At 64.1% G+C, this 25,963-nt stretch carries 21 protein-coding genes and 1 pseudogene; 9 read left to right on the forward strand and 13 right to left on the reverse strand.

Annotation, left to right across the window (positions count from 1 at the left end; genetic code table 11):
• Nucleotides 1-4 precede the first annotated feature (4 nt).
• The 6 genes from N181_RS18945 to N181_RS18970 form a co-directional block, all read right to left on the reverse strand.
• Nucleotides 5-1,423: a pyridoxal phosphate-dependent decarboxylase family protein gene (locus N181_RS18945; protein WP_037428579.1), complete on the reverse strand. Its 1,419-nt coding sequence runs from the start codon at nt 1,421-1,423 to the stop codon at nt 5-7.
• Nucleotides 1,424-1,515: 92 nt separating this feature from the next.
• A complete protein-coding gene (hpaD, locus tag N181_RS18950) occupies nt 1,516-2,496 on the reverse strand; it encodes a 3,4-dihydroxyphenylacetate 2,3-dioxygenase (protein ID WP_037392282.1) in 981 nt (326 codons plus the stop codon).
• A gap of 61 nt (nt 2,497-2,557) precedes the next feature.
• Nucleotides 2,558-4,075, reverse strand: a complete 1,518-nt coding sequence (gene hpaE / locus N181_RS18955; protein WP_037428580.1) for a 5-carboxymethyl-2-hydroxymuconate semialdehyde dehydrogenase — start codon at nt 4,073-4,075, stop codon at nt 2,558-2,560.
• Between the two features lie 43 nt (nt 4,076-4,118).
• Nucleotides 4,119-4,505 carry a 5-carboxymethyl-2-hydroxymuconate Delta-isomerase gene (locus tag N181_RS18960; protein WP_037392286.1) on the reverse strand — a complete coding sequence of 129 codons (387 nt, stop codon included), beginning with the start codon at nt 4,503-4,505 and terminating at the stop codon, nt 4,119-4,121.
• A 95-nt stretch (nt 4,506-4,600) separates the two neighbouring features.
• On the reverse strand, nt 4,601-5,113 hold the full coding sequence (locus N181_RS18965; protein ID WP_037392287.1) for a flavin reductase: 513 nt from the start codon (nt 5,111-5,113) through the stop codon (nt 4,601-4,603).
• A 10-nt stretch (nt 5,114-5,123) separates the two neighbouring features.
• Nucleotides 5,124-6,686 (reverse strand): 4-hydroxyphenylacetate 3-hydroxylase N-terminal domain-containing protein, encoded by a 1,563-nt coding sequence (locus tag N181_RS18970; RefSeq protein WP_037428587.1) that lies wholly within the window; start codon nt 6,684-6,686, stop codon nt 5,124-5,126.
• A gap of 96 nt (nt 6,687-6,782) precedes the next feature.
• Here N181_RS18970 and N181_RS18975 point away from each other — a divergent pair, with 96 nt between their 5' ends.
• Nucleotides 6,783-7,658 carry a helix-turn-helix domain-containing protein gene (locus N181_RS18975; protein ID WP_037428589.1) on the forward strand — a complete coding sequence of 292 codons (876 nt, stop codon included), beginning with the start codon at nt 6,783-6,785 and terminating at the stop codon, nt 7,656-7,658.
• Nucleotides 7,659-7,686: 28 nt separating this feature from the next.
• On the opposite strand, the gene N181_RS18980 is transcribed toward N181_RS18975, so the two are convergent.
• From N181_RS18980 to N181_RS19005, 6 genes and pseudogenes are all read right to left on the reverse strand, one after another.
• On the reverse strand, nt 7,687-8,706 hold the full coding sequence (locus N181_RS18980; RefSeq protein WP_037392294.1) for a phosphotransferase enzyme family protein: 1,020 nt from the start codon (nt 8,704-8,706) through the stop codon (nt 7,687-7,689).
• Between the two features lie 23 nt (nt 8,707-8,729).
• A pseudogene (locus tag N181_RS18985) lies at nt 8,730-9,053 on the reverse strand (aminotransferase class III-fold pyridoxal phosphate-dependent enzyme); the annotation flags it as partial.
• 1 nt (nt 9,054) lies between these two features.
• Entirely contained in the window at nt 9,055-10,413 is a 1,359-nt protein-coding gene (locus N181_RS18990) for an aspartate aminotransferase family protein (RefSeq protein WP_037392296.1), read from the reverse strand.
• Between the two features lie 17 nt (nt 10,414-10,430).
• A complete protein-coding gene (locus N181_RS18995) occupies nt 10,431-11,081 on the reverse strand; it encodes an HAD-IA family hydrolase (protein WP_037428592.1) in 651 nt (216 codons plus the stop codon).
• A complete protein-coding gene (locus N181_RS19000; RefSeq protein ID WP_037392300.1) occupies nt 11,078-12,331 on the reverse strand; it encodes a Tm-1-like ATP-binding domain-containing protein in 1,254 nt (417 codons plus the stop codon). Before N181_RS19000 ends, N181_RS18995 begins: the two co-directional genes overlap by 4 nt.
• Nucleotides 12,331-13,116, reverse strand: coding sequence for an IclR family transcriptional regulator (locus N181_RS19005; protein WP_037392302.1), 786 nt, complete (start codon nt 13,114-13,116; stop codon nt 12,331-12,333). The genes N181_RS19000 and N181_RS19005 overlap by 1 nt, the downstream gene beginning before the upstream one ends.
• Before the next feature lie 323 nt (nt 13,117-13,439).
• Here N181_RS19005 and N181_RS19010 point away from each other — a divergent pair, with 323 nt between their 5' ends.
• The 8 genes from N181_RS19010 (at nt 13,440) to uxuA (ending at nt 22,808) form a co-directional block, all read left to right on the forward strand.
• Nucleotides 13,440-14,894 (forward strand): APC family permease, encoded by a 1,455-nt coding sequence (locus N181_RS19010; RefSeq protein ID WP_037392306.1) that lies wholly within the window; start codon nt 13,440-13,442, stop codon nt 14,892-14,894.
• A 60-nt stretch (nt 14,895-14,954) separates the two neighbouring features.
• Nucleotides 14,955-16,433 carry an aldehyde dehydrogenase gene (locus N181_RS19015; protein WP_037392319.1) on the forward strand — a complete coding sequence of 493 codons (1,479 nt, stop codon included), beginning with the start codon at nt 14,955-14,957 and terminating at the stop codon, nt 16,431-16,433.
• A gap of 242 nt (nt 16,434-16,675) precedes the next feature.
• Nucleotides 16,676-17,419: a FadR/GntR family transcriptional regulator gene (locus N181_RS19020; protein ID WP_370036345.1), complete on the forward strand. Its 744-nt coding sequence runs from the start codon at nt 16,676-16,678 to the stop codon at nt 17,417-17,419.
• Nucleotides 17,420-17,458: 39 nt separating this feature from the next.
• On the forward strand, nt 17,459-18,433 hold the full coding sequence (locus N181_RS19025) for a sialic acid TRAP transporter substrate-binding protein SiaP (RefSeq protein WP_037428597.1): 975 nt from the start codon (nt 17,459-17,461) through the stop codon (nt 18,431-18,433).
• 68 nt (nt 18,434-18,501) lie between these two features.
• Nucleotides 18,502-19,074, forward strand: a complete 573-nt coding sequence (locus N181_RS19030; RefSeq protein ID WP_037392310.1) for a TRAP transporter small permease — start codon at nt 18,502-18,504, stop codon at nt 19,072-19,074.
• A 3-nt stretch (nt 19,075-19,077) separates the two neighbouring features.
• The gene (locus N181_RS19035; protein ID WP_037392312.1) at nt 19,078-20,484 is read left to right on the forward strand and encodes a TRAP transporter large permease; all 1,407 of its coding nucleotides are present in this window, start codon (nt 19,078-19,080) and stop codon (nt 20,482-20,484) included.
• On the forward strand, nt 20,481-21,542 hold the full coding sequence (locus N181_RS19040) for an L-idonate 5-dehydrogenase (protein WP_370036342.1): 1,062 nt from the start codon (nt 20,481-20,483) through the stop codon (nt 21,540-21,542). Before N181_RS19035 ends, N181_RS19040 begins: the two co-directional genes overlap by 4 nt.
• Before the next feature lie 69 nt (nt 21,543-21,611).
• Nucleotides 21,612-22,808: a mannonate dehydratase gene (uxuA, locus tag N181_RS19045; RefSeq protein WP_037428599.1), complete on the forward strand. Its 1,197-nt coding sequence runs from the start codon at nt 21,612-21,614 to the stop codon at nt 22,806-22,808.
• Here uxuA and N181_RS19050 read toward each other — a convergent pair whose 3' ends face one another.
• Nucleotides 22,809-25,922, reverse strand: a complete 3,114-nt coding sequence (locus N181_RS19050; protein WP_060563659.1) for an efflux RND transporter permease subunit — start codon at nt 25,920-25,922, stop codon at nt 22,809-22,811.
• Between the last annotated feature and the right edge of the window lie 41 nt (nt 25,923-25,963).

The raw sequence follows: 25,963 nt of genomic DNA on the forward strand, positions 1-25,963 counted from the left end.
GGGTCTACCTTCGGGCGGCGCCAAGGCTCTTGGCGATTTCGGTGATGACCTCGAAGGCCGTGTCGGCGTCCGGCTTGGTCATATCGAACTGCCCGGCCTGGAAACGGATCGCCACCCGCCCGTCGACACGGGTCTGGGTCAGGTAGATCCGTCCGTCGTCGTTGATGGCGTTGACGAGGGCGAGATTGTGGTCGTCGAGGTCGCCGCTGCCCATGTGACGGAATGAGAACAGCGAGAAGATCGGCTGTGTGACGATCTCGAACCCGTCCGCCTGGCCGAGCCGCTCGGCAAGCGTCTCCGCCCAGGCGACGTGGTTGCGGATCATGCCCTGCAGCCCTTCCAGTCCATGAAAGCGCAAAAGGAACCAAAGTTTCAGGGCGCGGAAACGTCGGCCAAGCGGCACCGTCCATTCGGAATAGTTGATGATGCCGTCCTTGCCGTGCGTCTTCAAGTATTCTGGCTTGATTGCCAGCGTGCGGACCAGATCGTCGGGACTCCGGATGAAATGCGCCGAGCAGTCGAACTGGGCGCCGAGCCACTTGTGCGGGTTAAAGACGACGGAATCGGCCTTCTCGACGCCGGCCCAGAGAGGACGGAACTCCTCGCAGATCATCGCCGAGCCGGCCCAGGCCGCATCCACATGCACGTAAAGACCATGGGCGTGGGCGACCCGCACGACGTCGGCGATATTGTCGCAGGCGCCGGTGCTCGTGCCGCCTGTGCAGGCGATGACGCCGGCCGGCACATAGCCGGCCGCCTTGTCGCGGAGGATTGCCGCTTCCAGCGCCGCACAGTCCATCGAACGGTATTCACCCTGGACCGGAATGCGCACCAGATTGTCTTCGCCGATGCCGGAGACCCAGATGGCGCGATCGATCGACGTGTGAACCTGGTCCGAGGAATAGACGCGCAGTCTCGGATTGGCGCTGAGCCCCGCCTTGTTGCCGTTCCAGGCGAGCGCGCGCTCGCGCATGACGAGGACCGCGGAAAGCGTCGCCGAGGAGGCCGAATCCTGAATGACACCCGCAAAGCCCTGCGGCAGGCCGATCGCCTGGCGCAGCCAGTCGAGGACTTTGGTTTCAAGCTCGGTTGCGGCAGGCGATGTCTGCCAGAGCATGCATTGAGCGGCGATCGCCGTCACCAGATATTCCGCGACGACGGAAACCGGCGCGGCATTCGCCGGAAAATAGGCGAAGAAACGCGGATGCTGCCAGTGCGTCATCCCTGGCACGATGATCCTCTCGAAATCGGCAAAGATCGCTTCAATGCTCTCGCCGGTCTGCGGCGGGCTGGCTGGTATCTCAGCGGCGATGTCGCCAGCCGCCGATTGCGCGCGCACGGGCCGGTCGCGCAGCGAAGCGCGGTATGCGGCGCCCCATTCTGCGGCCTTTCTCGACCATTCGGCGAACGTGGCTTCATCCATCTCTCGGTCTCCCTGAGGGTTTCGTGGTTGTTTAGGTGTCGATGCGCCGGGCGTGAATCATCCGCCCGGCGTCTGTCGTCAGCGTCCGATCGTCAGGGCGCGATGATCGGCTGCGCCTTCAGCACGGAATCCGTTACGGGCGTTTCGGCGAAGAGACTACCATGCTCGAACCAGGATTTCGGCGCCGGCGCCCCCCAGAGCGTCTGGCGCTGCGGGTCCTTGAGATCCCACTTGATCGGCTCGAGGTCCGGGTCGACTGTCTGGTAATCCGAGCAGTAGATCTCGATGCGATGGCCGTCCGGGTCGAGGATGTAGAGGAAGAAGGCGTTGGAGATGCCGTGGCGGCCAGGGCCGCGCTCGATATTCGACACCCATCCGGTGGTCGACATCAGGTCCAGGAGGTCGATGATGTTGAGCGGCGTCGGCACCCAGAAGGCGGTATGGTGCAGGCGCGGGCCGCGGCCGTTGGTGAAGGCGATGTCGTGGACACCGCCCTTGCGGTGCGTCCAGGCGGCCCAAAGACGGCCGGTTTCCTCGTCCTCGGTATATTCCGTCACCCGGAAACCGAGCTCGTTGTAGAACGCAACGCTCTCGTCGACATTCGGCGAGAAGCAGTTGAAGTGGTCGATGCGGAGCGGCTTCACGCCTCTGTAGAGCGCGTATTGCTGGTGGATCGGCGGCAGGCGGTCCATCTTCGAATAGAACTCGAGCGGGATGCCGTGCGGATCGCGGGTGCGGAAAGTGCGCGCCTGATAGGGACGCTCGACCCACTCGACAGGCAGGTCCCTGCCTTTGAAGAAATGCGCCGCCTTGTCGAGGTCCTCGTCGCCGAAAACCTTGAAGCCGAGGTTGCGAGCTTCCGCCTTTTCCGACTTCCTCAGCACGATGCAATGATGGCCGCGTTCCTCCATGGCGCGCAGGTAGATCGTGTCGGCGGTCTCGTCGGTGACCTGCAGTCCCAGCGTGTCGACATAGAAGGCGCGCGACTTGGCAAGGTCGGTGACACCCAGCTCGACATGGGAAAGCCGGACGATGTTGAAGGGCGGGTAGAGATTGGGATTGGGTATCGGCATCGGTCCTCCTCCGGCCCGCTCGCCAGTGGCCTGCGGGCATGCCTGTCATGGATGTTGTTCGTCAGCCGCCCAGTTTCTGGATGGCGTGCGGCTTGGTCGCAAAGGCGACGTTCTTCGTCTCCATGTAGAAGTCGAAGGACCAGTCGCCGCCGTCGCGGCCGATGCCGGAGTTCTTCACCCCGCCGAAGGGCGTCGGCAGGTGGCGGACATTTTCCGAGTTCACCCAGATCATCCCGGCCTCGAGATGATCGGTGAAGCGGAAGGCGCGGGTGACGTCAGAGGTCCAGACATAACCGGTCAGGCCGTACTGGACGTCGTTGGCGAGTGCCAGCGCCTCGTCCTCGTCCTTGAACGGGATGGCGGTCAGCACCGGACCGAAGATTTCTTCCTGGGCGATGCGCATGCCATTGTTGGCGCCGGTGAAGAGCGTCGGTGACACATAGCAGCCGCCGCCCGGGCCGTCGAATTTCGCGCCGCCGGCGGCAACCTGGGCCCCCTCGGACCGGCCGATGGCGATATATTCGAGCACCTTCTTCTCGTGCACCGGATGGATCAGCGGGCCGACGACCGTTTCCGGATCGAGCGGATGGCCGACCTTGATGCGGCTCGCCTTCTCCGCAACGAGCGCGGTGAATTCTTCGTAGACCTCTTCTTCGACCAGCAGGCGCGAGGATGAGGTGCAACGTTCACCGTTCAGCGAATAGATCATGAAGACGGCGGCGTCCGCCGCGCGCTCGAAATCGGCATCGGCGAAGACGATGACCGGGTTCTTGCCGCCGAGCTCGAAATGCACGCGCTTCAGCGTCTCCGCACCCTGGCGCATGATCATCGAGCCGGTGCGGCTTTCGCCGACGAAGCCGATCGCCTTGATCAGCGGATGCTCGGTAAGCGCCTTGCCGGCGTCCTCGCCGAAGCCGTTGACGAGGTTCCAGACGCCCTTCGGCAGGCCGGCTTCCTCGGCGATCTCGACTAAGAGACGCGCCGTCAGCGGCGAGAACTCCGCCGGCTTGTGGACGATGGTGCAGCCGGCCGCGAGCGCCGGGGCGATCTTCCAGGTCGACAGCATGAAGGGCGTGTTCCAGGGCGTGATGACGCCGACCGGGCCGATCGGCACCCGGGTCGTGAGGTTGACCTGGCCCTCGGCGCGCAGCGACTTGCCGTCGCGGGCTTCCGGGGCGCGATCGGCGAAAAAGCGGAAGTTTTCCGCGCCGCGCAGCGCCGCCTTGGCCATGAATTTCAGCGACTGCCCTGTATCGATGCATTCGACGAAGGCGATTTCCTCGGCGCGGGCGACGATCGCGTCGGCGACCTTATGCAGGAGCTTCTTGCGCGCCTCGCCCGGCATCGCCGCCCACTCGGGAAAAGCGGCCTTTGCTGCCCGGGCGGCGCGGTCGATATCCTCGGCCTTGCCGCGCACGACCGTTGCGAGCGGCTTCAGATCGACCGGTGAGATGGTCTCGTAAGTCGAGCCGTCGGCGGCCGCGACATCCTCCCCGCCGATGCGGTTGAGGACACCCTGCTTCTTGAACCGGGCGAGGTAGTCCTCCGCTTTGGCGATGTTTTCCTGCAATTTGGACATGGTCTGATCCCTGGTGTTTCTTTTGGCCCTGCTGCCGGAGTTGCTATCGGCCGCGAAGCCGCGGATGGATCGCGTTCTTCTTCCAGCTCAGGTCCGGATCGATCTCGCGGATTTCGAGTGAGAGCGCGAAATGCGGGGTCTCGAACAAAGGCGCGAGCGTCTCGCTCGCCGCCGCAAAGATCGCCTCGCCGGCGCGCTTTTTCTCTTCCGGAGAGCGGCCGATGCCGATGCGGAAGTTCAGGTCGACGAAGGCATTTTCGGGAAGCTGGTCGGCAATCGCATAGTCTTCACAGCGCACCGCCCGGACGCGCACGGCGCCGACTTCGAAGAGCCCGGTCGACAGCACCGCCTTCATGAGGCCATCGCAGAGCGCGCCGATATCGGCCCGCCCGTCGAGATTGGCGGAATATTCCACAGTGAGATGCGGCATCGATCCTCCCGGGCGCCGTCCTATTTGATTAACATGTTAAATATATGTGCGGATGTCAAGCGGCATTTTGAGGGCCGCGAGTTTGGCGGCAGCTGTCAGCCGCCAAAGCTGCCGGCCTGGGTCGGCACATGCACGTAGTTGCGGTCGAAATAGAGCAGCGCGTGTCCGTCCTTGCGGGTGCGGATTTCGACCACCTCGCCGATGAAGATGTTGTGCGTGCCGATCAGGCGCGCCTCGACCATGCGGCAGTCGAAGGAAACGATCGCATCGGCGAGCGCCTGGTTGCCGGACCGTAGGTCGAACCACTCGGCGGCCGCGTAGCGGGCCTCCATGTCCGTCTGCTGGCCGGCAAAATAGGCGGCGAGCTCCTTGTGCTCGCCGGTCAGCACGTTGACGCAGAATCGGCGGTTTTCGACAAAAAGGGCCGTCTGGGCCGAACGGCTGTTCATGCAGACGAGCAGCGTCGGCGGCTCGTCGGTCACCGAGCACATGGCAGTGGCGGTGAACCCGCCGCGCCCGGCGGGTCCGTTGGTGGTGATGACGTTGACGGGGGCGCAGACCCGCGCCATCGCGTCGCGGAATTCGGTTTTGGAGACGGCGGCTTCCATGACTGCCCCCTCACTCGGCCGCGTTGCGGATTGCGGAGGCGTCGTCGCGCGGCGGCAGCCAGGTGTCGCCCGTCCAGCCGTTCTCGTCGTAATCGGCCATGCACTGGTCGACGAGCGCTTCCATCTCCTTGAGCCGCCCGCCGCGCTCGGCCCCCTTCAGAACCTGCAACCGAACCTCTTCCGGCGCGCCGGCATAGTTCAGTTCGTAGAGCGCGTGGCGGCCGCCGAATTCGGTGCCAGTCGCATCCCAGAGCAGCTTCATGATCTTGATCCGCTCGATATGGCCCATGTCGTTCGAGCCGCGGACATATTGCGCCAGATAGCGATCGATCTCCGGATTGGCAAAGTCCTTCGCCGAGGAGGGCAGATAGATGAGGCCGGATGCGACGACCTTGCGGACCGTTTCGATGACGCGCGGATAGGCTTCCGACATGAAGGTGCGGTAGGAAAGCGCCGCTTCGAGATTCGGCAGGACGGCGCCGTTGGCCCAGGGAATGGGATTATGAGCCATCGCATTCGAAAAGCTCCAGAACATGTGCCGCAACGCGATCACTTCGCCGAGTGCCGCCTGATTGCCGCGGAAGGCGTCGCCGCCGGTGGCCCGCAGGGCCTTGGCAAGCAGTCCGGCGAGGAAATCGAGCTTCACGGCAAAACGCGTGCAGCCCTGGAAGCAGTAGCCGTGCATGAAGCCCGAGGCCGGGTGGAAGGAGAGGATCTTGGCCGCATCGCGCAGTACCAGCACGTCCTCCCAGGGCACGAAGACATTGTCGAGCACGAGGATCGCGTCGTTCTCGTCGAAGCGCGACGACAGCGGATAATCGAAGGGATGGCCGGCGCTATTGGCGGTCTGCTCGTAGGAGACGCGGCAGAACATCTTTATGCCCGGCGCATTCATCGGGACGATGAACATCACCGAGAGCGAGGGGTCCTCGGTGACCGTCGCCGAGCTCTGGGCGAGAAAATTGTAGTGCGTCAGCGCCGACGAGGTCGCGACCACCTTGGCGCCCGAGACATAGATGCCGGCGTCGGTTTCCTTGGTGATGTGGACGAATACGTCCTTGACCGCGTCGGCCGGCTTGTGGCGGTCGATGGGCGGATTGACGATAGCATGGTTCATGAAGAGCACGGATTCCTGCGCGCGGCTGTGCCAGGCAAGCGCGTTCTCCTTGAACGGGCCGTACCAGTCGGCATTCGCGCCGAGCGTGTTCATCAGCGCCGCCTTGTAGTCGGCGGTGCGGCCCATCCAGCCATAGGACATGCGCGCCCAGTCGGCGATCGCACCCTGCTGTGCGGCGAGCTCGGCGGAGGATTTCGCAACGCGGAAATACTTGTGGGTGTAGCCGCCCGATCCGGTATCGGTCGGCGTGGTCAGGCGGGCCTTCGTCTTCTCGTCGTGCAGCGCGTCATACATCCGGGCGATCGAACGAGCGGAGTTGCGCATCGACGGATGGGCCGTGACGTCGGCGATACGCTCGCCGTTGATATAGACCTCACGTCCGTCGCGCAGGCTCGCCAGATATTCGGCGCCGGTAAACGGACGGGTCTTGTCGGCGCGGTGATCTTCGGCTCGCATCTTGAAATTCCTCCCTTGAAATGTTGACAAAAGCTAAGACGGGAGGGGGCCGCAGACCATGGACAAAGAAGGCAATTCGCTGGTACTTTTTCCGGTATGACCACGAGAAATGATGTTCCTTCCTTCTTCGTCTATGGCGAGCCCAGCCGCGAGCTCGACGTCGGCTTCCTGCACGTCGAAACGGTGATGGAGCGAAAAAGCCTGCATCTTGGCCATGTTGCGCCGCATCAGCACCCGCTGATGGGGCAGATAACCTATTGGTTCGAGGGGGGAGGCACGTACCGGATCGAGGACGAGACTTGGAATTTTTCGGCTCCCGCCATCAGTTTCGTGCCCAGCAACGTGGTGCATGGTTTCGATGTCGGCGAGCAGTCGGACGCAATCGTCGTGTCGATATCGGACGATCTCCTGCGGGCAATGGCGGAGCAGGTGGACCTGGGACTCGATGTGCCGGTTCTGCTGACGGGAGAGAAGCCTGATAGCAACTGGGCGAGGATCGGCTCGCTTCTGGCGATGATTGCCGATGAGTACCGCGCCGGCGCGAGCGCCAGCGAGAAAGTGCTCGTCGGGCTGATATCCGTCGTGCTTTCGCTGATGGCCCGGCTCGGCGGAACCGGCGGTCTTGACGCGGCGTCGCCGACGGTCTCGCTGGGAATGGCACTCCGCCGCGCCATCGACCACCACTACAAGGAGGATTGGCCGGTCGGACGTTATGTGAGCCTGCTGGCGACGACGCCGCATCTGCTCGACAAGGCGGCCCGCGCAGTCTTCGGGCAAACGGTCAAGGAAATGCTGCTCGACCGCCGGCTTCTCGAAGCCAAGCGATTGTTGAAATTCACCATCCGCCCCGTCGAGGACATCGGTCGCGAGATTGGCTTCGACGATCCCGCCTATTTCTCGCGTTTCTTCCGCAAGCGCACCGGCGAAGCGCCGGCGGCATGGCGCAGGCGCCAGCTGGAGGCCAATGGCTGAAGGCACGGGGCAGCAAGCCGCCCCGGATTCAGCCACGGCGCTCTTGAAGAAAGGGTTCGGCGAGCTCGAGTGCTTCCCCTACGTATCGCGCCAACCGTTCCTGCGCGTCCGACGTGCCCGGGCGTGCGCCGATCCAGCCGACATAGGTGAGACTTCTGATCAGCAGGAAGAGCGGCAGTGTTTCGAGGGCTGCTTCCGGCAGCGGCCGGCGCCGGCGGTATCCGGCGATGAGGGACGCCTGGATCAGGTCGAAATGCGGTTCGCGGCGATTGCGGAGAAGCGTCGTGGCGATATCGAACATCCGCCAGCCATAGCCGGCATCGTCGAAATCGATTAGCTCGACATGATCATCTCCGAAAAGCACATTCTCGCGGACCAGATCCGCATGGATGAGGCCGTAGTCGAACCCGGAACGATCAGCCGCTCTCAATCTCTCTGCGAGGAGCGGCCGCAGCGCCGCAAGCTGCCGCGCGGCATCCGGTGTCAGTCCCGGACAATCCCAGAAGCGCCCCCAGAATGGACTTTCCCCGAGCAATCCGTCGAGGTCCCAAGCCGGGCGGGTGAAGGATGCCGGCGGCGTCCAGCGGTCGGAGATATTGTGAAGCTCTGCCATCGCCTCGCCGAGTTGGCCGAAAATCGCCGCGAGCAGTTCGGGCGGATGGCGGAGCGGCTCGCCGGAGCGGCCGAGTTCTTCGCCGTGCATCCAGCTGACGACGTCGGCATGCTGGCTCGCGAAAGCCGAAGTGGCCGGCAAGGTCACGAGGTTGCGGCCGTCAAGAGTTGGGACTGGGGCCGGGACGTGGAGCCCGCCGGCCTTCAGCGCCGCCATCCACTGGAGCTCGGAAGCCAGTGCGCGATCGTCGTGGTAACCGGGGCGATGCAGCCGAAGGGCGGCGGGCGCGCCATCGGCCAGGCGGATTCGAAACACCGCGTTCTCGCGGAATTTGAGGAGTTCAGGCGTCTGGTCGGTGAGACCCCAATGGCGAAGTGCCTGCTGCGCTCGTCCATGGAGAGCTGCCATCGGCAAAGCGGCGCTGTGCTCGTCCATCGCGCCGCTCACAGTTCCGTAGCCGTATTGCCAGGATAGGTGTGGTTCGTGGCGATTGCCCCGGTCCGGCCGGTTACCGCCTGGGCCATGCGCAGTGCAATGTCTTGAAGGTAGCGCGTGTGGGTATTGAGCGCCGAGACCTGCCGGGTGATCGCCTCTACGACGCGCGGGTGAGAATGGCCGACATGCGGCACGTTGTTGTAGCTATCGAGATAGCGCCTTCCGTCGGCATCCCGGAGCCAGACGCCTTCACCCCGGACGAGGTGCTCTGGGTCTTCATAGAAGAGCGACATGTTGCGGCCAAGCATTCGCTCGCGACGGGTGATGAGAGCGGCTTTGTCGGGCATCTCATCGGCTCCCGGTGGCGGCGAGGGCGGCATCGATGGCGTCGACGATGCGCCCGACGTCCTGCGTGGTGATGACGAGCGGCGGCGACAGGATGACATTCGACCCCGACGTACGCACGAGCACGCCGGCCTCGTAGGCGACATCCTGAACCGTCTGCAGGACGTCCTTGGAGGCCGGTGTCTTTTTCTCCCGATCGCTGACCAGTTCGAGCGCACACATCAGCCCCTTGCCGCGCACGTCACCGACAAGCTCGTGTTTGCCCTGCAGTTCCTCAAGACCCCGCAGCAACTCTTCGCCGCGCGCCGCGGCGTTGGCTGCAACATTCAGCCGCATGGTTTCCTTCAGCGTCGCAAGCGCCGCGGCCGCGCCGACCGGATGGCCGGAATAGGTATAGCCGTGACCGATCGTGCCGACACCGCTCTTGTTGCTTTCGAACACTTCGGCGACCTTGTCGGCGATCATCACCGCGCCGAAGGGATAATAGCCGTTGGTAATCGCCTTGGCGGTGGACATCAGGTCGGGCTTCACACCCCAGAGCCGCGACCCGGTCCAGGCACCCGTCCGGCCGAAGGCGGTGATGACCTCGTCGGCGATCAGCAGAATGCCGTGCCGGTCGCAGATCTCGCGCATCAGCGGCAGGAATGTTTCGTGTGGAACGATGACGCCGCCGGCGCCGAGCACCGGCTCGACGATCAGCGCCGCGATGGTGTCGGCGCCCTGGAAGGCGATCTCCTCCTCGAACAGGCGTCCGATCGCCGCGGCGATCTCAGCGCCGTCGCTGGTGCCGAACGGGTTGCGGTAGGTCCAGGGTGCCGGCAGGTGGAAAACACCCGGCAGCAGCGGCTCGTAGTTGCGGCGGAAATTCTGGTTGCCGTTGACCGAAGCGCCGCCGAAATGGGTGCCGTGATAGCCCTTTTTCAGGGCGACGAACTTTGTGCGCTCGGGTTGGCCGTTGATCTTGTGGTATTGCCGCGCCAGGCGCAGGCAGGTTTCGACCGAGTCCGAGCCGCCGGAGGTGAAGAAGGAGCGGGTCAGCCCGTCCTCCTTGAACCATTCCGCAAGCTCATAGGAGAGCTCGATCAGCGGCGCGTTGGTCGTCCCCCGGAATGTCGAATAATAGGGCAGCTCGTCCAGCTGGTCGCGAATCGCCTTCTTCACCGGGTCTGAGGAATAGCCGAGATTGACGTTCCACAGGCCGCCGACCGCATCCAGCACCTTCTTGCCGTGGATATCGACGATCTCGACGCCTTCGGCGGCATTGACGATGCGGGGCGGATGGGCCTGCATCTCTGCCGGATGCGCCATCGGGTGCCACAGGTGGCGGGCATTATTCTCGATCAGGAAATTGGTTTCTCGCATCGGTATTTCCTCTTTGTTCAGAGCCCAAGCATGGCAAGCGCGCGGGCATAGCCCTCGGCGGGCTGGGTGACGTCGAAATGCACATGAGGCAGGCGCACGGCCTCGGCGCCTTCGATGTTCTTCTTCTGGTCATCGACGAAGACGCAGGCCTCCCTCGGAAGAGCGAGCTCGGAAAGCACCAGTTCGTAGGCGCGCGGATCGGGCTTCAGGATCTTCGTGTAGGTTGCGTCGACGATGACGTCGAAGAGCTCGATCAAGGGAAAGCGCCGGCGAAACTCGACGCCATAGAAGAGGTCGAGTTCGTTCGAGAGGATGGCAAGCTTCAGCCCGGCGGCCTTCACCTGAAGGATTGCATCGCGGGCCTCGGGACGCAGTACCAGCTCCGGCTCGGCGCCGCGGGCGCGGCGCACGAAGGTCTGCATCTCGTTCCATTCCTCGCCGACCATCCGGCCGACCTCGCCTGTGCGGGCGAGCCAATAATCCCGTTCGGTGATCTCTCGGTTATGCATCGCCACCCAGAGCGGATCGCTCGATGGGTCGAATGGACCGCGCCAGGTGAGGGATCCCGGCGGTAGTCCCAGGGTACGCTCGGTAATGTCGTGGGTCTCAAACAGCGTGCGGGTCACCACACCGCCGAAGTCGAGAATGAGCGCGCGGTCGCCGGTCATGGCCTTCCTTCCGGGATGACGCCCTCGGCCACCCATGTGTCGAAGATTTCGAGCACTTTTTCGGAGAAGGCCGGGGCGTTGATATGCGCCTGCACTTCTTGAAGGGTTACGCCGGCTGGCAGAGCAATGCGAATTTCGTCCAGGAACGCCCCGAGCCCCGCAGGATCGTGGAGCGGCTCGTCGGGCCTGTCCCATTCCTGCAGGCCCTCGACCGGCAACAGGAAGGCGATCTTCGCTTTGGCGGTGGCGAGCTTCCGTCCCACAAGCCGGGCAATCTCGCGGCGGCCTTCCGGCGAACTGGTGACCGATCCGATCAACCGGTTATGGGCATGGTAGGGGCGGTCGGAAAGGAGGGCGGGCAGGTCCTGCCAGGCCTGCAGATCGACCATGTCGACGGCGCCGGGAGCGACGATCTGCGGAATGCCGGCGCGTCCGGCATTCTCCAGCCGATCGGGCCCGGAAGTGACGACGGTGCCGTAATGGTGGTTGCTGACCTCCTGGATGCAGAGGTCGAAAACCGCCGCAAAACCGTTCTGTGCCGCGATCGCCTCGAAGGCGCGCCCGCCCATGCCGGTCGCATGGAAGACCGCGACGTCATAGCCCCGCTTCTCGAGCTCCGGCTTGAGATGCTTCATATATTTGAGGCAGGAGGAGCCGAGCGAAGTCATGCCGATCAGCGGCCGTGCGCCGTCAGGTTTCGTGCCGTGTTTCGCCGCTCCGACGACTGCGCCGCAGGCCTGCGAAAGCACCGACCGGCAGATGCCGTTCAGGCCATAGAGGCCGCCCGCCCAGAGGATCATCATCAGATCCGGCGCGATGCGCTCCGGCGGGATCAGGTGGGAATAGGCGATCGTCGAGACGACGAACTTCGGTACGCCGAGCGGCAGCGCAGCGGCAACGTCGAGGGCTAGATCCGTGCCCATGGAGCCGCCCAGCATGATCACGCCGTCCATCTGTCCCGCATCGTGGAGGTTGCGCGTGAGAGTGGCTGCACCCTTCGCCATCAGGGCCATGGCACTGTTCTCGTCGCCGCTTGCGACGATTGCCTCGATGGATGTTCCGGCTGCCTCGGCGATGTCGTGTTTCGAGTAATCGGGTGCATAAGGCGGGTCACCCAGGATGCTGACATCGACCATGACCGGCAGCCCGCCCGCTTGGTCGATGACGGAGGCCATGAACTGCAGTTCGTCGCATTTGGTGTCACCGGTTCCGATGACGAGTATCCTTGGCAAAAGCGCCGCAGAGCCCATCAGCCTGTCCTCCTGATCTGTGCATTGGTTCCCGTGGGCCTTTCCGACCCATAGTATTTTTCTGAGATTGCGTTGGCCGCGGCGGCGACTTCAGCGCCGAAATCCATGAGCGCCGCCTGGTCGGCCCTGACCATCGGCGCCGCGATGGCGACGCAGCCGATCGGGTGGCCGCCGGGTGCGCGGATCGGCGCGGCCGTGCTCACGACGCCGGCCTCGATGCCCTGGTTGCCTATGGAAAAGCCGCGCGTCGCGGTTTCACGGAGGAGGCTGCGCACTGCCGCCGGGTCGGCGACCGTATGATCGGTGAATTTTTCAAGCGGCTTTGACAGCACGGCATCGATCTCACCCGCAGAGCAGAAGGCAAGATAGGCAAGCCCGGAGGCCGTCGCATGGAAAGGCAGCAGGGTGCCGACATCGACGTTGACGCGGTGGGCGCGCGGCGAATCTTCGACGTGGATGGTCGAAAGGCGGCCGCCGGAATATTCCGAGAGATGCACCGTTTCGGCCGATGTTTCGGCAAGCGCCTTGATGAAGGGAACGGCGACGCGCAGGAACGGGTAGCGCGCCTCGCGGATGCGCGCCAGGCGGACCGGCGCCGAGCCGATGCGATACTTGCGCGTCTCCGGATCCTGCTCGACGAAGCCGTGCCTTTCCAGTTCGACGAGAAAGCGGCGTGCCGTCGCCTTGTCGAGCGCGCAGCGGCGGGCAATGTCCGTCAGCCCGGCTTCCGTGTCGAGCCGCGATATGGTGTCCAGCAGTGAAAGCGCCTTGCCGATCGTGCTCATGGTTCCTCCTCTTGGGCTCGGCTGGTGCCGGTTTTCAGTTTCGGCCTGCGTTCATTCCATCCCAAGTCAGGTCCGCGAATCTCGTGCCGCAACCTCATAAGGCGGCACACAGATACTTAACATGCGAAATAACTTGACAGACGCCAGGTTTGTTTGCAAGTCTATATTTGAAGCATGGGTTCAAATAATGAACCATATGCACTGAAGGGCGTGCGATCAACAAAAAGCACCAAACGTCGCCCGTCAGTCCGGTGTCGTGGAGGACGCATGCGGGAAACCCGCGGCGTTGCGGATATTCACAAGATCAAGGGGAACGAACGCATATGACTACACAAAGCTCTCAGGGCGCAGGGGCGAACCAGCTGCGTAAGAACAGTCTCGGCGTCGGCGCCGTGACATTCCTCGTGGTCTCCGCGGCCGCGCCGCTGACGGCGGTGGCGGGCGGCGTGCCGCTTTCCATGCTGCTCGGCAATGGTGCGGGCATTCCGCTGACCTTCCTTCTGGTAACCGCGATCCTGCTGCTGTTTGCCGTCGGCTATGTCGCCATGGCGCGCCACATCCGCAATGCCGGCGCCTTTTATGCTTATACGGCGCAAGGTCTCGGCGGTCTGATGGGGGGCGCGGCCGCCCTGATCGCCATCCTCGCCTACAATGCCATGCAGATCGGCGTCTTCGGCCTGTTCGGCGCGGCGACCTCGGGGTTCTTCGCGGAGCAGTTGGGCCTCGCTCTTCCGTGGTGGGTGTGGACCTATATCGGCATCGCCATCGTCGCCGTCTTCGGTTACCGCCGCGTCGACCTTTCGGCCAAGGTGCTAACCGTGCTTGTCGTCCTCGAATATCTGGTGGTGCTGGTGATCGACGCTGCCATCTTCTTCAAGGGGGGTGATAGCGGCATCTCGGCGGCGCCCTTCACGCCGGCCGCCTTCTGGAGCGGCACGCCGGCCGTCGGCATCCTGTTCTGCTTCGCCGCCTTCATCGGCTTCGAGGCGACGACCATCTACAGTGAGGAAGCCCGCGAACCGCACAAGACCGTGCCGCGCGCCACCTATATTTCCGTGCTGATCATCGGCCTGTTCTACATGCTGACCTCCTGGCTGATGGTGAACGGCGCCGGCGTCGACAAGCTTGTTCCGGAACTGCAGGGCCTTGCCGATCCGACGACCTTCCTCTTCGGTCTTGCCGAGCGCTATGTCGGCCACGGCATCACCGTCGTGATGAGCCTTCTCTTCATCACCAGCCTGTTTGCCGGCGTGCTCGCTTTCCACAACGGCGTGGCGCGCTACATGTATGTGGCCGGCCGCGAGGGCCTGCTGCCGAAATCGGTCGGCGTCACCCATCCGGAGTTCCAGAGCCCGCATGTCGGCTCGATGATCCAGACCGTCATCGCCGTCCTCGTCGTGGCCCTCTTCGCCTTCACCGGCCAGGATCCGGTTCTGGCGCTGTTTTCCTGGCTCACCAATGTCGGCACTTTGGCAATCATCCTGCTCATGGCTTTCACCGCCTTCGCGATCGTCGCCTTCTTCGGCCGCAATCCGGGCCTTGAAAGCAATGCGCTGGCGACCAAGGTCCTTCCAGTCGTGACCGGCGTGATCCTCCTCGGCCTGGTTTACTACATCGCCGTCAACTTCGGCGCGATCGCCGGCGCCAACGGCGCGCTCGCCGTGCTGCTGCCGGGTCTCGTCGCGATTGCCGCGCTCATTGGCATCGTCGCCGCGGCGCGCCTGAAGTTTGCCGACGCGGTGGGTTTTGCGCGGTTGGGTGCCGGGCAGGAAGCCTAGTAGAACCGAATTATGATGGCGGGCGTCTCGCCCGCCACGTTTCCCCAAGGACGCCAGCCCATGCAGGACAAGATCGACCAACTCCGAACGCTGCCCGTCGCGCCCCAATCACTGTTCATCGGCGGCGCATGGCAGGAACCGATCGGCGACGCCGTCCTTGACGTCATCTCTCCGATCGACGGCTGCAAGCTGACGACCATCGCCGATGCCGGCGCGCAGGATGTCGACCTTGCCGTCGAAGCGGCGCGCGGCGCCTTCGAAAAGGGCACCTGGTCGAAGGCCGCCCCCGCCGAGCGCAAGAAAGTCCTCCTGAAGATCGCCGAACTGATCGACAAGAACGCTTTGGAACTCGCGGTCCTCGGCGTGCGCGACAACGGCACCGAGATCTCGATGGCGCTTAAGGCCGAGCCGGGCAGCGCCGCAGCCACCTTCCGCTATTATGCCGAGGCAATCGACAAGGTTTACGGCGAGATCGCCCCGACACCGCAGAATGTCGTGGGGCTCGTGCACCGCGAGCCGGTCGGCGTCGTCGCGGCGATCGTGCCGTGGAATTTCCCGATGATGATCGGCGCCTGGAAGATCGCACCGGCGCTTGCCGCGGGCAATTCGGTGGTGCTGAAGCCTGCCGAGGGCGCCTCCCTGACCCTGCTGAAGCTGGCGTCTCTTTGCGCCAAAGCGGGGCTTCCGGAAGGCGTGCTCAACGTCGTCACCGGCAGGGGCGCGACGACGGGGGAGGCGATCGGCCTGCATCGTGACATCGACGTGCTGGCCTTCACCGGTTCCGGCGGCGTCGGGCGTCGGCTGCTTGAATATTCGGCACGCTCCAACCTCAAGCGCCTCTATCTCGAACTCGGCGGCAAGTCGCCCAATATCGTCTTTGCGGATGCGCCGGATCTTGAGCAGGCGGCCAGGATCTCCGCCTACGGCATCTTCCGCAACTCCGGCCAGGTTTGCGTTGCCGGCTCGCGGCTGCTGGTCGAGAAATCGATCCATGAAGAGTTTTCAAGGAGAGTCGCCGCCATCGCCGCCGGCATGACGGTTGGAGACCCGTTGCAACTCGCCACCGAGGCCGGGGCGATTTCGAGTGAAGTGCAGCTCAGGAAGAACCTCGACTATGCGCAGCAGGCCATTGCCGAAGGCGCGACGCTGCGCACCGGCGGCAGCCGGACCCGCGAGGAGACCGGCGGCTTCTACATGCAGCCGACAGTCTTCGACGTCGAGGCCGGGATGACGCTCGCCAAGGAAGAGGTCTTTGGCCCCATCCTGTCGATCATTCCCTTCGAGGACGAAGCCGAGGCATTGCGTATCGCCAATGCCAGCGACTACGGCCTGGCTTCTGCCGTCTGGACCGCGAACCTCTCTCGCGCCCACCGCATGATCCGCGGAATCCGCGCCGGCGTCGTTCATGTCAACACCTATGGCGGTGCCGACAACACCGTGCCGCTTGGCGGCGTCAAACAATCCGGCAACGGCCATGACAAGTCGCTCCATGCGCTCGACAAGTACCTCGACCTGAAGACCGCCTGGATTCAGCTTTGAAGCCGCCAATCGCTGCATGAGGGCTGATCGGGCTGGGCAGCAGCGGAAAAGCGCTGCGACCTATCGATCACTCGCCTGGTAATCCGGTTCAATGTCGCCGCTTTCGCGGCCATTTTTGCGAGGCCAGCCCCTTTTCTTTGAACTTGTAGTTGACGTGGCAAATCCTGCGCGTTTTCTACCAAAATTGGTATGACCACTTGGCCACCAGCCGCGAGGCGATCCTTTGGCCCTGCAGCGAGGATATGATGTTCTCTGCCGTGGAATCGCGCCGCCTGTATCGGCAGGTGGCGGACCAGATGCGAGGCCTGATCGAGCGGGGCGAATTGGCTCCCGGCTCCCGGCTTCCGGCCGAGCGGGAGCTTGCGCAGAAGCTGGGCGTGTCCCGCCCGACGGTGCGGGAAGCGCTGATCGTGCTCGAGGTGGAAGGCTTCATCGACATCCGCATGGGGTCGGGCATCTATGTTACGGCGCGCAACGCGCCAGCGGCGGATGTGCCGCCGGAGGATTTCGAGGGGCCGTTCGAATTGCTGAGAGCGCGGGCGGTCGTCGAATGCGCGATCGCCGAGGAGGCGGCGCGGCTGGCGCGCCCCGAGCATATCGAAATCCTCGACGACAACCTGGCGCGGATGGCCGCCGCGCTCGAGGATCGGCGCCAGGCGCTGGCGATCGACCGCGAGTTCCACGTCCTCGTCTCGGGCATCATCGCCAATCAGACGCTGAACCGCTTTGTCGGCAGCATCCACGACATGCGCATGACGCCCTATTTCGAGAAGCTCGCCAGCTATTTCGAGAACACCGACACCTGGCGGGCCGCCATGGAGGAGCATCGCGCCATCCGCGACGCGATCGCCGCGGGCGATCCGGCCGCCGCACGGGCCGCGATGCGTGCCCATCTCAATCAATCTCAGCTTCGCCTGTCGGCCAGCTTCGGGGAGGAGTCGTCCGACAGCGCGATACCGGCCGCATGGAGGCGTGCCGAAAGTTAGTACAGCATGCAGTGACTTCACTTTGGGAGGAGAAAGAAGATGAAGGTCAGACTGTTAACGCTACTCGGTGCAACCGCAGCCATTCTGGGTTCTGCCCTGGCCGCACAGGCGCAGACCGCGCTCAAATGGGCGCATGTCTACGAGACCTCGGAGCCGTTCCATACCGAATCCGTCTGGGCCGCCGAGGAGATCGGCAAACGCACCGAGGGACGCTACAAGGTCGATGTCTTTCCGGCCTCGCAGCTCGGCAAGGAAGCGGATCTCAACCAGGGCCTGAAGCTCGGCACGGTCGATGTCATCATTTCCGGCTCGAGTTTCGCGGCGCGCGAATATGCGCCGATTGGCGTCACCTATTTCCCCTACACGTTCCGCGACCCCGCCCATCTGATTGCCTATACGAAGAGCGACGTCTTCAAACGTCTCGCGGCGGGCTATGAAGAGGCCTCGGGCAATCACATCACCGCGGTCACCTACTACGGCACGCGCCACACCACGTCGAACCGGCCGATCGCCAAATGCGCCGACATGCAGGGCCTCAAGATGCGTGTCCCCGACGTCCCGGCCTATCTCGCCATGCCGCGCGCCTGCGGCGCCAACACGACGCCGATCGCTTTTGCCGAGGTCTATCTCGCCTTGCAGAACGGCACGGTCGAGGCCCAGGAGAACCCGCTGACGACGATCGAGGCGAAGAAGTTCTTCGAGGTGCAGAAGCACATCGTGCTGACCGGCCATATCGTCGATCACCTGAACACGGTCGTTTCAAAGTCGCTGTGGTCGCAGCTCTCCGATGCCGACAAGCAGATCTTCACCGAGGTGATGCAGGAGGCCGCCGAGCGCGCCACCAAGATCATCGAGGAGCGTGAGAAGGCGCTCGTCTCGACCTTCAAGGAACGCGGCATTGACGTCGCCGAGGTCGACAAGGCCGATTTCGAGGCGACCGTCATGGACAAGGTGGCGCTCGAGGACTTCGGCTACAAGAAGGAAGACTGGGAGGCCATCCGCGCCGTCAAGTGAACCGCCCATGCCGGCTGGCCTGCCAGGGCGAGCCGGCATTCCGTTTCCCAAACCGTCGGATGAACGCCATGTCCCAGGAAGTCCACTTGCAGACGACGCCGGAGGAAATCGCCCATACCTTCGACGAGGCCCCGCCAACCGCGGATGTTTCCGCCTACGCGGTCGAGGATTGGGTGACGCTCGCCATCTTCTGGGTGATGACCGGATGCGTTTTCCTGCAGTTCTTCACCCGCTACGTACTCAACGATTCCTATGCCTGGACGGAGGAGATTGCAACCAACTGCCTGATCGGTGTGGTGTTCCTGGGCTCGGTCATGTGTGTGCGCGTCTCGCGGCACATCCAGGTCGACGTGCTCTATCACTATTTCCCGCGGCCGCTGGCGCGAGCGATGGCGATCTTCGTCGATCTCGTACGCATCGGCTTCTTTGCCTATGCCTGCTGGCTGATGTGGCGCTACGTGGCGATCGTCGCCCATGAACGCATGGTGACCGTCGACCTGCCGCGCAACATCGTCTTCTACAGCGTCATGGCCGGCTTCGTGCTGATGTTTGTCCGCTCGATCCAGGTCTTCATCGCCAATCAACGTCGCGGCTATTCGGTTCTCGAAAAGCCCGAAGAATTCCAGAAGGTCGAGGGCTGATCCATGCTCCTGCTCGTTGGTTCGTTTCTGGTGTTGATGGTGATCGGCGTGCCCGTCGCCATCTCCATGGCCGTGGCGTCTGTCCTCTATCTGGTGTTCTACAACGTCGCGCCCGACATCATCGCGGCGCAGCGGATGATCGCCGGCGTCGAGAGCTTTCCGCTCTTGGCGGTGCCGTTCTTCATCCTCGCGGGCAACCTGATGAACTCGGCCGGCGTCACCGGCCGCATCTATTCCTTCGCCGTCGCGCTCGTCGGCTGGATGAAGGGCGGGCTGGCGCAGGTCAACATCATCGGTTCGGTGATCTTTTCCGGCATGTCGGGCACGGCGCTTGCCGATGCCGCCGGCATCGGCACGATCGAGATCAAGGCGATGAAGGATCACGGCTATCCGGTGGAAACCGCCGTCGGCGTGACCGCCGCATCGGCGACGCTCGGGCCGATCTTCCCGCCGTCGCTGCCCTTCGTCATCTACGGCATGATGGCCAACGTGTCGATCGGCGCGCTGTTCATGGCCGGCATCGTGCCGGGCGTGGTGATGACGGTGCTGATGATGCTGACGGTCGCGGTTTTTGCCTATCGCCGCGGCTGGGGTTCCGACACGCCTTTCGAAATCAAGCGATTGCTTTCCGCTTCGCTGGAAGTGGTCGTCGTGCTTGCGGTACCGGTGGCCATCTATCTCCTGATGTCGGCCGGCCTGTCGATGAACATCGCGGTCGGCCTGGCGCTTCTCGCGCTCCTTGCGCTTGACTGGTATTTCGATTTCTCCGCGGTCATGGCGCTGATGACCCCTGTCATCCTGATCGGCGGTATGACGATGGGCTGGTTCACGCCGACGGAAGCTGCCGTGGCCGCCGTCCTCTGGTCGCTGTTCTTGGGCCTGGTGCGCTATCGGACGATGACGATGTCGACGCTGGCCCGGGCGACCTTCGACACGATCGAGACGACCGCTTCGGTGCTGTTCATCGTCACCGCCGCCTCGATCTTCGCCTGGCTGCTGACGGTCAGCCAGGCGGCGCAGCTGCTCTCGGGGGCGATCCTGACGATCACCGACAACAAATGGGTGTTCCTGATCCTGGTGAACCTCCTGATGCTGTTCGTCGGCTGCTTCCTGGACACCATCGCGGCGATCACCATCCTCGTGCCGATCCTCTTGCCGCTGACGGCCCAGTTCGGCATCGATCCGGTGCATTTCGGCCTGATCATGACTCTCAACCTGATGATCGGCCTGCTCCACCCGCCGCTTGGAATGGTGCTTTTCGTGCTGTCGCGCGTTGCCAAGCTCTCGGTCGAGCGGACGACCATGGCGATCCTGCCCTGGCTCCTGCCACTCTTCATCGCGCTCATCCTGATCACCTTCGTCCCGGCAATCACGCTGTGGCTGCCGGGCGCTGTCGGGCTGATCCGATGATGGCGGGGACAGTCAGGCAGGCGCGTGTCGCCCGGCTTTATGGCCGGCGCGACCTCCGGATGGAAATGGCGGAGGTTGCCGAGCCTGGCGAACGCGAAGTGCTCCTGAAGATGGCGGCGGGGGGCATTTGCGGTTCCGACCTCCACTACTACCAGGATGGCGGCTTCGGTCCCGTCCGGGTGCGGGAGCCGATCATTCCCGGCCATGAAGCCTCGGGCCGTGTCGCAGCGCTCGGCGCGGGCGTCTCCGGGCTTGCGATCGGCGCGCTCGTGGCGGTCAATCCGAGCCAGCCTTGCGGTAGCTGCCGCTTCTGCAGGGAAGGGCTCACAATCCATTGCCTGAACATGCAGTTCATGGGTAGCGCCATGCGCTTGCCCCATACGCAGGGCATGTTCCGTGACTGGCTCATCGTTCCGGCCAGCCAGTGTTTCGCGGCGGGCACCCTGGTCAGCGCTGGCGAGGCGGCGTGCGCGGAACCGCTGGCAGTCTGCCTCCATGCGGTTGGCCAGGCGGGCGACCTGACCGGCAAGCAGGTGCTCGTCACGGGGGCGGGGCCGATCGGTGCGCTCGTTGTCGCGGCCGCGCGCCACACGGGGGCAGAGACGATCGTGGTGACGGACCTCGCCGATGCGGCGCTCGATCGGGCCGAAGCCATGGGCGCGACGCGGGTGGTCAACGTCCGCCGTGACCCGGCAGGCCTCGCCGAGTATGAGACCGACAAGGGCCAATTCGATGTCGTCTTCGAATGCTCGGCCGCCGAGCCGGCGCTGCGCAGCGCCATCGCTGCGGTGAGGCCGCGTGGCCTGATCGTGCAGGTCGGCGTGACGGGCGACATCACCCTGCCGCTCAATGCCCTCGTCGGCAAGGAGTTGCGGTGGATCGGATCGCAACGGTTCGACGACGAATTCGCCCGTGCTGTCGAACTCATCGCCGAGCGCCGGATCGATGTCCGGCCGATCATTTCTCATGCGTTCCCGGTCGATCAGGCGGTTGAGGCCTTTGAGCAGGCCGGTGACCGCTCGCGAGCCTGCAAGGTGCAGCTGACATTCACGTCCTAGTTATAATGGAGCGGGATGCGGGCGGAAAACCGCCCACACTTTTCCTCATCCCGCTCGGAAGGAGTTGACATGCGACATACGTGGCGTTGGTTCGGACCGGTGGATCGGGTGAGCGTTCAGGACGCGGCGCAGGCCGGCGCGCACGGCATCGTCAGCGCGTTGCATCACATCGCGACGGGTGACGTCTGGCCGGTCGAGGAGATCGAGAAGCGGCAGCGGGAGGTCCGCGCGGGCGGCCTTGAGTGGGAGGTGGTTGAAAGCGTCCCGGTTTCGGAAAGCATCAAGACGCAGACCGGCCCCTGGCGCGAGCACGTCGCCAATTGGCAGGAGACGCTGCGCCGTCTGGCAGCAGCCGGCATCCGCACGGTCTGCTACAATTTCATGCCGGTGCTCGATTGGACGCGCACCGATCTGCGCTGGACCGCCCGCCACGGCGCCAAAGCCATGCGCTTCGACCGCATCGATTTCGTCGCCTTCGACCTCCATCTGCTGCAGCGGCCGGGCGCCGCCGAAGACTACGACACGGCAACGCGAGAGGCGGCGGAGCGTCGCTTTCGCGAGATGACCGAGGAGCGGCGCCTTGGCCTGTCGCGCAACATCGGCGCCGGGCTTCCGGGCTCCGCCGATGGCTACAGCTTGCAGCAGCTTCGGGAGCATTTGCAGACCTATGCCGGCATCGACCGCGAAAGGCTGCAACGTCACCTCGTCGATTTTCTCGCCGAAGTGACGCCGGTCGCCGAACGGGTCGGCATCAACATCTGCGCCCATCCCGACGATCCGCCATGGCCGCTGCTCGGCCTGCCGCGCATTCTCTCGTCCGCCGAGGACTATGCCTTCATGCTGCGAGAGGTCGATAGCCCGGCCAATGGCGTGACCTTCTGCACCGGCTCGCTCGGCGCCCGCGCCACCAACGACCTGCCGGCGATGGTCCGCCAGTTCGCGTCGCGCATCCATTTCATCCATCTCCGCAACGTTCGCCGTGAAGAGGACCGAACGCCGTGCTCGTTCTTTGAAGACGAGCATCTGGAGGGGGATACCGACATGGTGGCGGTGATCGCCGAACTGCTCACCGAGGAGAAGCGCCGCCGTGCTGCCGGACGGGCGGATCACCAGATCCCGATGCGGCCGGATCATGGCCAGGAGATTCTCGACGATCTCACCCGCGGCGCCCAGCCCGGCTATCCTGCGATCGGCCGGTTGAAAGGGCTTGCGGAACTGCGCGGCATCGAACGGGCCCTGTCGCACTCCACCTATGGACTGTCCTGATCAGGGAATAGCGGCCTGGCTCAGCGGCCGTCTGCCGAACAGCCGTTTGATGCCGCCGGCGAGGCTCTCCATGTAGAGGTAGATCACCGGCGTCATGAACAGCGTCAGCGGCTGCGAGACGAGCAGGCCGCCGACGACGGCAACGCCCAGCGGCTGACGCAGTTCGGCGCTGGCGCCGCTGCCGAGCGCGATCGGCAGCGTCCCCATGAGCGCGGCCAACGACGTCATCAGGATCGGCCTGAAGCGCATCAGGCATGCCCGGTGGATCGCCTCCGCGGCAGACATGCCGTTGCGCTGCAGCGACAGCGCCACATCGATCATCATGATCGCGTTCTTCTTGACGATGCCGATCAGCATCAACAACCCGATGACCGCGATGATCGACAGGTCGAAGCCGCCGAGGCTGATCGCCACAAGCGCCCCGGAGGCTGCCGACGGCAGGCCGGACAGGATCGTCAGCGGGTGAATGAAGCTCTCATAGAGAATGCCGAGCACGATATAGATCGTCAGGATCGCGCCGAGGATCAGCCAGGCCTGATTGGAGACCGCATCCTGGAAAAGCTGCGCGGTGCCGTAGAACCGGGTCGTGACGTCCGGCGGCATGCCGATCTCAGCTTTCAGGCGGCCGATTTCCTCGACGCTGTTGCCGAGCGCCACGCCGGTCGGCAGGTTGTAGGAGATGGTCACCGCCGGCAATTGTCCGAGCTGGTTGACCGTCAGCGGGCCTGGAACCGTATCGACGCGCGCGAAGGCGCCGAGCGGCACCAGCCGGTTGTCGGCGGTCGGCACCTGCAGTTCGGCAAGAGAGGCGGCAGACCAGCTCTTGGCCGGATCGACTTCCATGATGACCTCGTAGCTGTCGCCCGAGGTGTAGATGGTCGAGATCTGTTCCGAGCCGAAGCCGCCATAGAGAGATGAGCGCAGCACATCCGTCGAAATGCCGAGGGCTGCCGCCTTGTCGCGGTCGACGACGAGGCGCGCCTGCGGAGCATTGTTCTCGAGGTCAGTACTGACGTCGGTGAAAAAGGCGCGCTCCTGCCGCATCCCCTCGGTCAGCTTGTCCGCCCAGGCGTTCATAGTTGCCTGGTCGAGCCCTTGGACGACGAGCTGATACTGGCTGGCGGAACTGCGTGCACCGACGGAGAGGTTCTGCACCGGGGTGATGTAAGACCTGATGCCGGGAATATTGGCGAGCGCCGGACGCAGTTCGGAAAGAATCCGGGGGAGCGCCGGGCGCTCAGTCTTCGGCTTCAATTCGACGAAGAGCCTTCCGGAGTTCAGGGCGGACGATCCGGCGCCGCCCGAACCGATCGAGCTTGCCACGTGGGCGACATAGGGCGAGCGGGCGAACACGTCTTCGACCTTGGCCTGAAGGGCCGACATGGCGGCAAACGAAATATCCGTCCGCGCCTGCGTCGTCACCTGAAGCTGGCCGATATCCTCCTGCGGGAAGAAGCCCTTCGGCGTCGCGCTGACCTGATAGACGGTCACGCCGATGCTCGCCAGGAACAGGATGAGCACTGCGAAGCGAGCACGGATGCACAAGGTCAACAACCGCTCGTAGCCGCGCAGCAGCGCACCGAAACCACGCTCCAGCAGCGCGTCGAGGCCATGCCTGTCGTCCGGTTCGGCGGGTTTATGGGGCAGGCGGGCCGCCAGCATTGGCGTCAACGTGAGGGAGACGAAGGCGGAAGCAAGGATCGAGATGGTGACGACGATCGCGAACTCGTTGAAGATCTTGCCGATCACGCCGCCCATCAGCAGGACGGGAATGAAGACCGCGACCAGCGACAGCGAGATCGCGATGATGGTGAAGCCGATCTCGCCCGAGGCGGCGATCGCCGCCTCGAAGGCGCCCTGTCCCGTTTCCTCCATGTGCCGGACGACGTTCTCCAGCATGACGATGGCGTCGTCGACGACGAGGCCGACGGAGAGCGTCAGGGCCATCAGCGAGATGTTGTCGATCGAAAAGCCGAGCGCATACATGGCCGCGAAGGTGGCGATGATCGAGATCGGCACGGCGAGGGCAGGAATAAGCGTCGCCGAGAGGCGGCGCACGAAGACGAAGATCACCAGGATCACCAGTCCGATGGTCAGGCCGAGCGTGAACTCGACGTCGTCGACCGCACCCCGCACCGAGACGGAGCGGTCGTTGAGCGTTTCCAGGGACGCCCCGGCCGGCAGGGATTGACGGAACGTCGGCAGCATCGCCTTGACCTTGTCGACGACCGCCACCGTATTGGCATCGGGCTGCCGCTGGATGGCGAGGATGATCGCACGGGAGCCGTCATGCCAGCTCGCCGTCTGGGTGTTGGCGACAGAGGCGATCACCTTGGTGACGTCGCCCAGCCGGACCGCCTTGCCATCGACTGTCTTGATGATCAGCTTCGAAAAGGCGGCAGCATTCTGCAATTGAGTATCGGCAATGATCGTCATCTGCCGTCCGGTCGACTGCACCGTGCCTAGCGGCGAATTGTCGTTGGCCGCGGCAATGGCGCTCTGCAACTCAGCGAGCGAAATGCCGCGCGCGGCGAGCGCGTCGGGATCGAGCTCGATCCGCACGGCAAACTGCTGGCTGCCGAAGATCGAGACTTCCGCGACACCTTCGAGCGTCGAAAGCGACGGCGAGATCACCTGCTGGGCGAAGGCATCGAGCTTGGTGAGCGGCACCGTATCGCTCTTCAAGGCGAGAAGCAGCACCGGCGCATCGGCCGGATTGACCTTGCGGAAGCTCGGCGGGGAGGGCATGTCCTGCGGCAGGATACGCAGTGTGCGGGTAATCGCCGCCTGGACGTCGGCAGCCGCCGCATCGATATCGCGGTCGAGCGCGAACTGAATGGAGATCGACGTCGCGCCGAGCGAATTGTTCGTCGATATGCTGTCGATCCCTGCAATGGTGTTGAACTGCTTGATGAGCGGGGTTGCAACGGAGGTCGCCATCGTCTCGGGCGAGGCGCCGGGGAGTGTCGCCGAGACGTTGATCACTGGGAACTCGGTCCGCGGCAGCGCCGCAACGGGCAGCGCCGCGTAGGCAAAGAGGCCGGCGAAGACCAGCGCTAGCGACATCAGCAGCGTGGCGACCGGGCGGCGGATGCAGAATTCGGAAATCGACATGACCGTTTTCCATGACTTGCCGGCGAAGGCCTGACTTCGTC

Source organism: Sinorhizobium fredii USDA 205 (genome assembly GCF_001461695.1).
GTDB classification, from domain to species: domain Bacteria; phylum Pseudomonadota; class Alphaproteobacteria; order Rhizobiales; family Rhizobiaceae; genus Sinorhizobium; species Sinorhizobium fredii.

Bases quoted from the DNA above. Each gene is read 5' to 3' on its own strand.
- N181_RS18945 (WP_037428579.1), bottom strand. From the start codon at position 1,423: ATGGATGAAGCCACGTTCGCCGAATGGTCGAGAAAGGCCGCAGAATGG.
- hpaD (WP_037392282.1), bottom strand. From the start codon at position 2,496: ATGCCGATACCCAATCCCAATCTCTACCCGCCCTTCAACATCGTCCGG.
- hpaE (WP_037428580.1), bottom strand. From the start codon at position 4,075: ATGTCCAAATTGCAGGAAAACATCGCCAAAGCGGAGGACTACCTCGCC.
- N181_RS18960 (WP_037392286.1), bottom strand. From the start codon at position 4,505: ATGCCGCATCTCACTGTGGAATATTCCGCCAATCTCGACGGGCGGGCC.
- N181_RS18965 (WP_037392287.1), bottom strand. From the start codon at position 5,113: ATGGAAGCCGCCGTCTCCAAAACCGAATTCCGCGACGCGATGGCGCGG.
- N181_RS18970 (WP_037428587.1), bottom strand. From the start codon at position 6,686: ATGCGAGCCGAAGATCACCGCGCCGACAAGACCCGTCCGTTTACCGGC.
- N181_RS18975 (WP_037428589.1), top strand. From the start codon at position 6,783: ATGACCACGAGAAATGATGTTCCTTCCTTCTTCGTCTATGGCGAGCCC.
- N181_RS18980 (WP_037392294.1), bottom strand. From the start codon at position 8,706: ATGGACGAGCACAGCGCCGCTTTGCCGATGGCAGCTCTCCATGGACGA.
- N181_RS18990 (WP_037392296.1), bottom strand. From the start codon at position 10,413: ATGCGAGAAACCAATTTCCTGATCGAGAATAATGCCCGCCACCTGTGG.
- N181_RS18995 (WP_037428592.1), bottom strand. From the start codon at position 11,081: ATGACCGGCGACCGCGCGCTCATTCTCGACTTCGGCGGTGTGGTGACC.
- N181_RS19000 (WP_037392300.1), bottom strand. From the start codon at position 12,331: ATGGGCTCTGCGGCGCTTTTGCCAAGGATACTCGTCATCGGAACCGGT.
- N181_RS19005 (WP_037392302.1), bottom strand. From the start codon at position 13,116: ATGAGCACGATCGGCAAGGCGCTTTCACTGCTGGACACCATATCGCGG.
- N181_RS19010 (WP_037392306.1), top strand. From the start codon at position 13,440: ATGACTACACAAAGCTCTCAGGGCGCAGGGGCGAACCAGCTGCGTAAG.
- N181_RS19015 (WP_037392319.1), top strand. From the start codon at position 14,955: ATGCAGGACAAGATCGACCAACTCCGAACGCTGCCCGTCGCGCCCCAA.
- N181_RS19020 (WP_370036345.1), top strand. From the start codon at position 16,676: ATGATGTTCTCTGCCGTGGAATCGCGCCGCCTGTATCGGCAGGTGGCG.
- N181_RS19025 (WP_037428597.1), top strand. From the start codon at position 17,459: ATGAAGGTCAGACTGTTAACGCTACTCGGTGCAACCGCAGCCATTCTG.
- N181_RS19030 (WP_037392310.1), top strand. From the start codon at position 18,502: ATGTCCCAGGAAGTCCACTTGCAGACGACGCCGGAGGAAATCGCCCAT.
- N181_RS19035 (WP_037392312.1), top strand. From the start codon at position 19,078: ATGCTCCTGCTCGTTGGTTCGTTTCTGGTGTTGATGGTGATCGGCGTG.
- N181_RS19040 (WP_370036342.1), top strand. From the start codon at position 20,481: ATGATGGCGGGGACAGTCAGGCAGGCGCGTGTCGCCCGGCTTTATGGC.
- uxuA (WP_037428599.1), top strand. From the start codon at position 21,612: ATGCGACATACGTGGCGTTGGTTCGGACCGGTGGATCGGGTGAGCGTT.
- N181_RS19050 (WP_060563659.1), bottom strand. From the start codon at position 25,922: ATGTCGATTTCCGAATTCTGCATCCGCCGCCCGGTCGCCACGCTGCTG.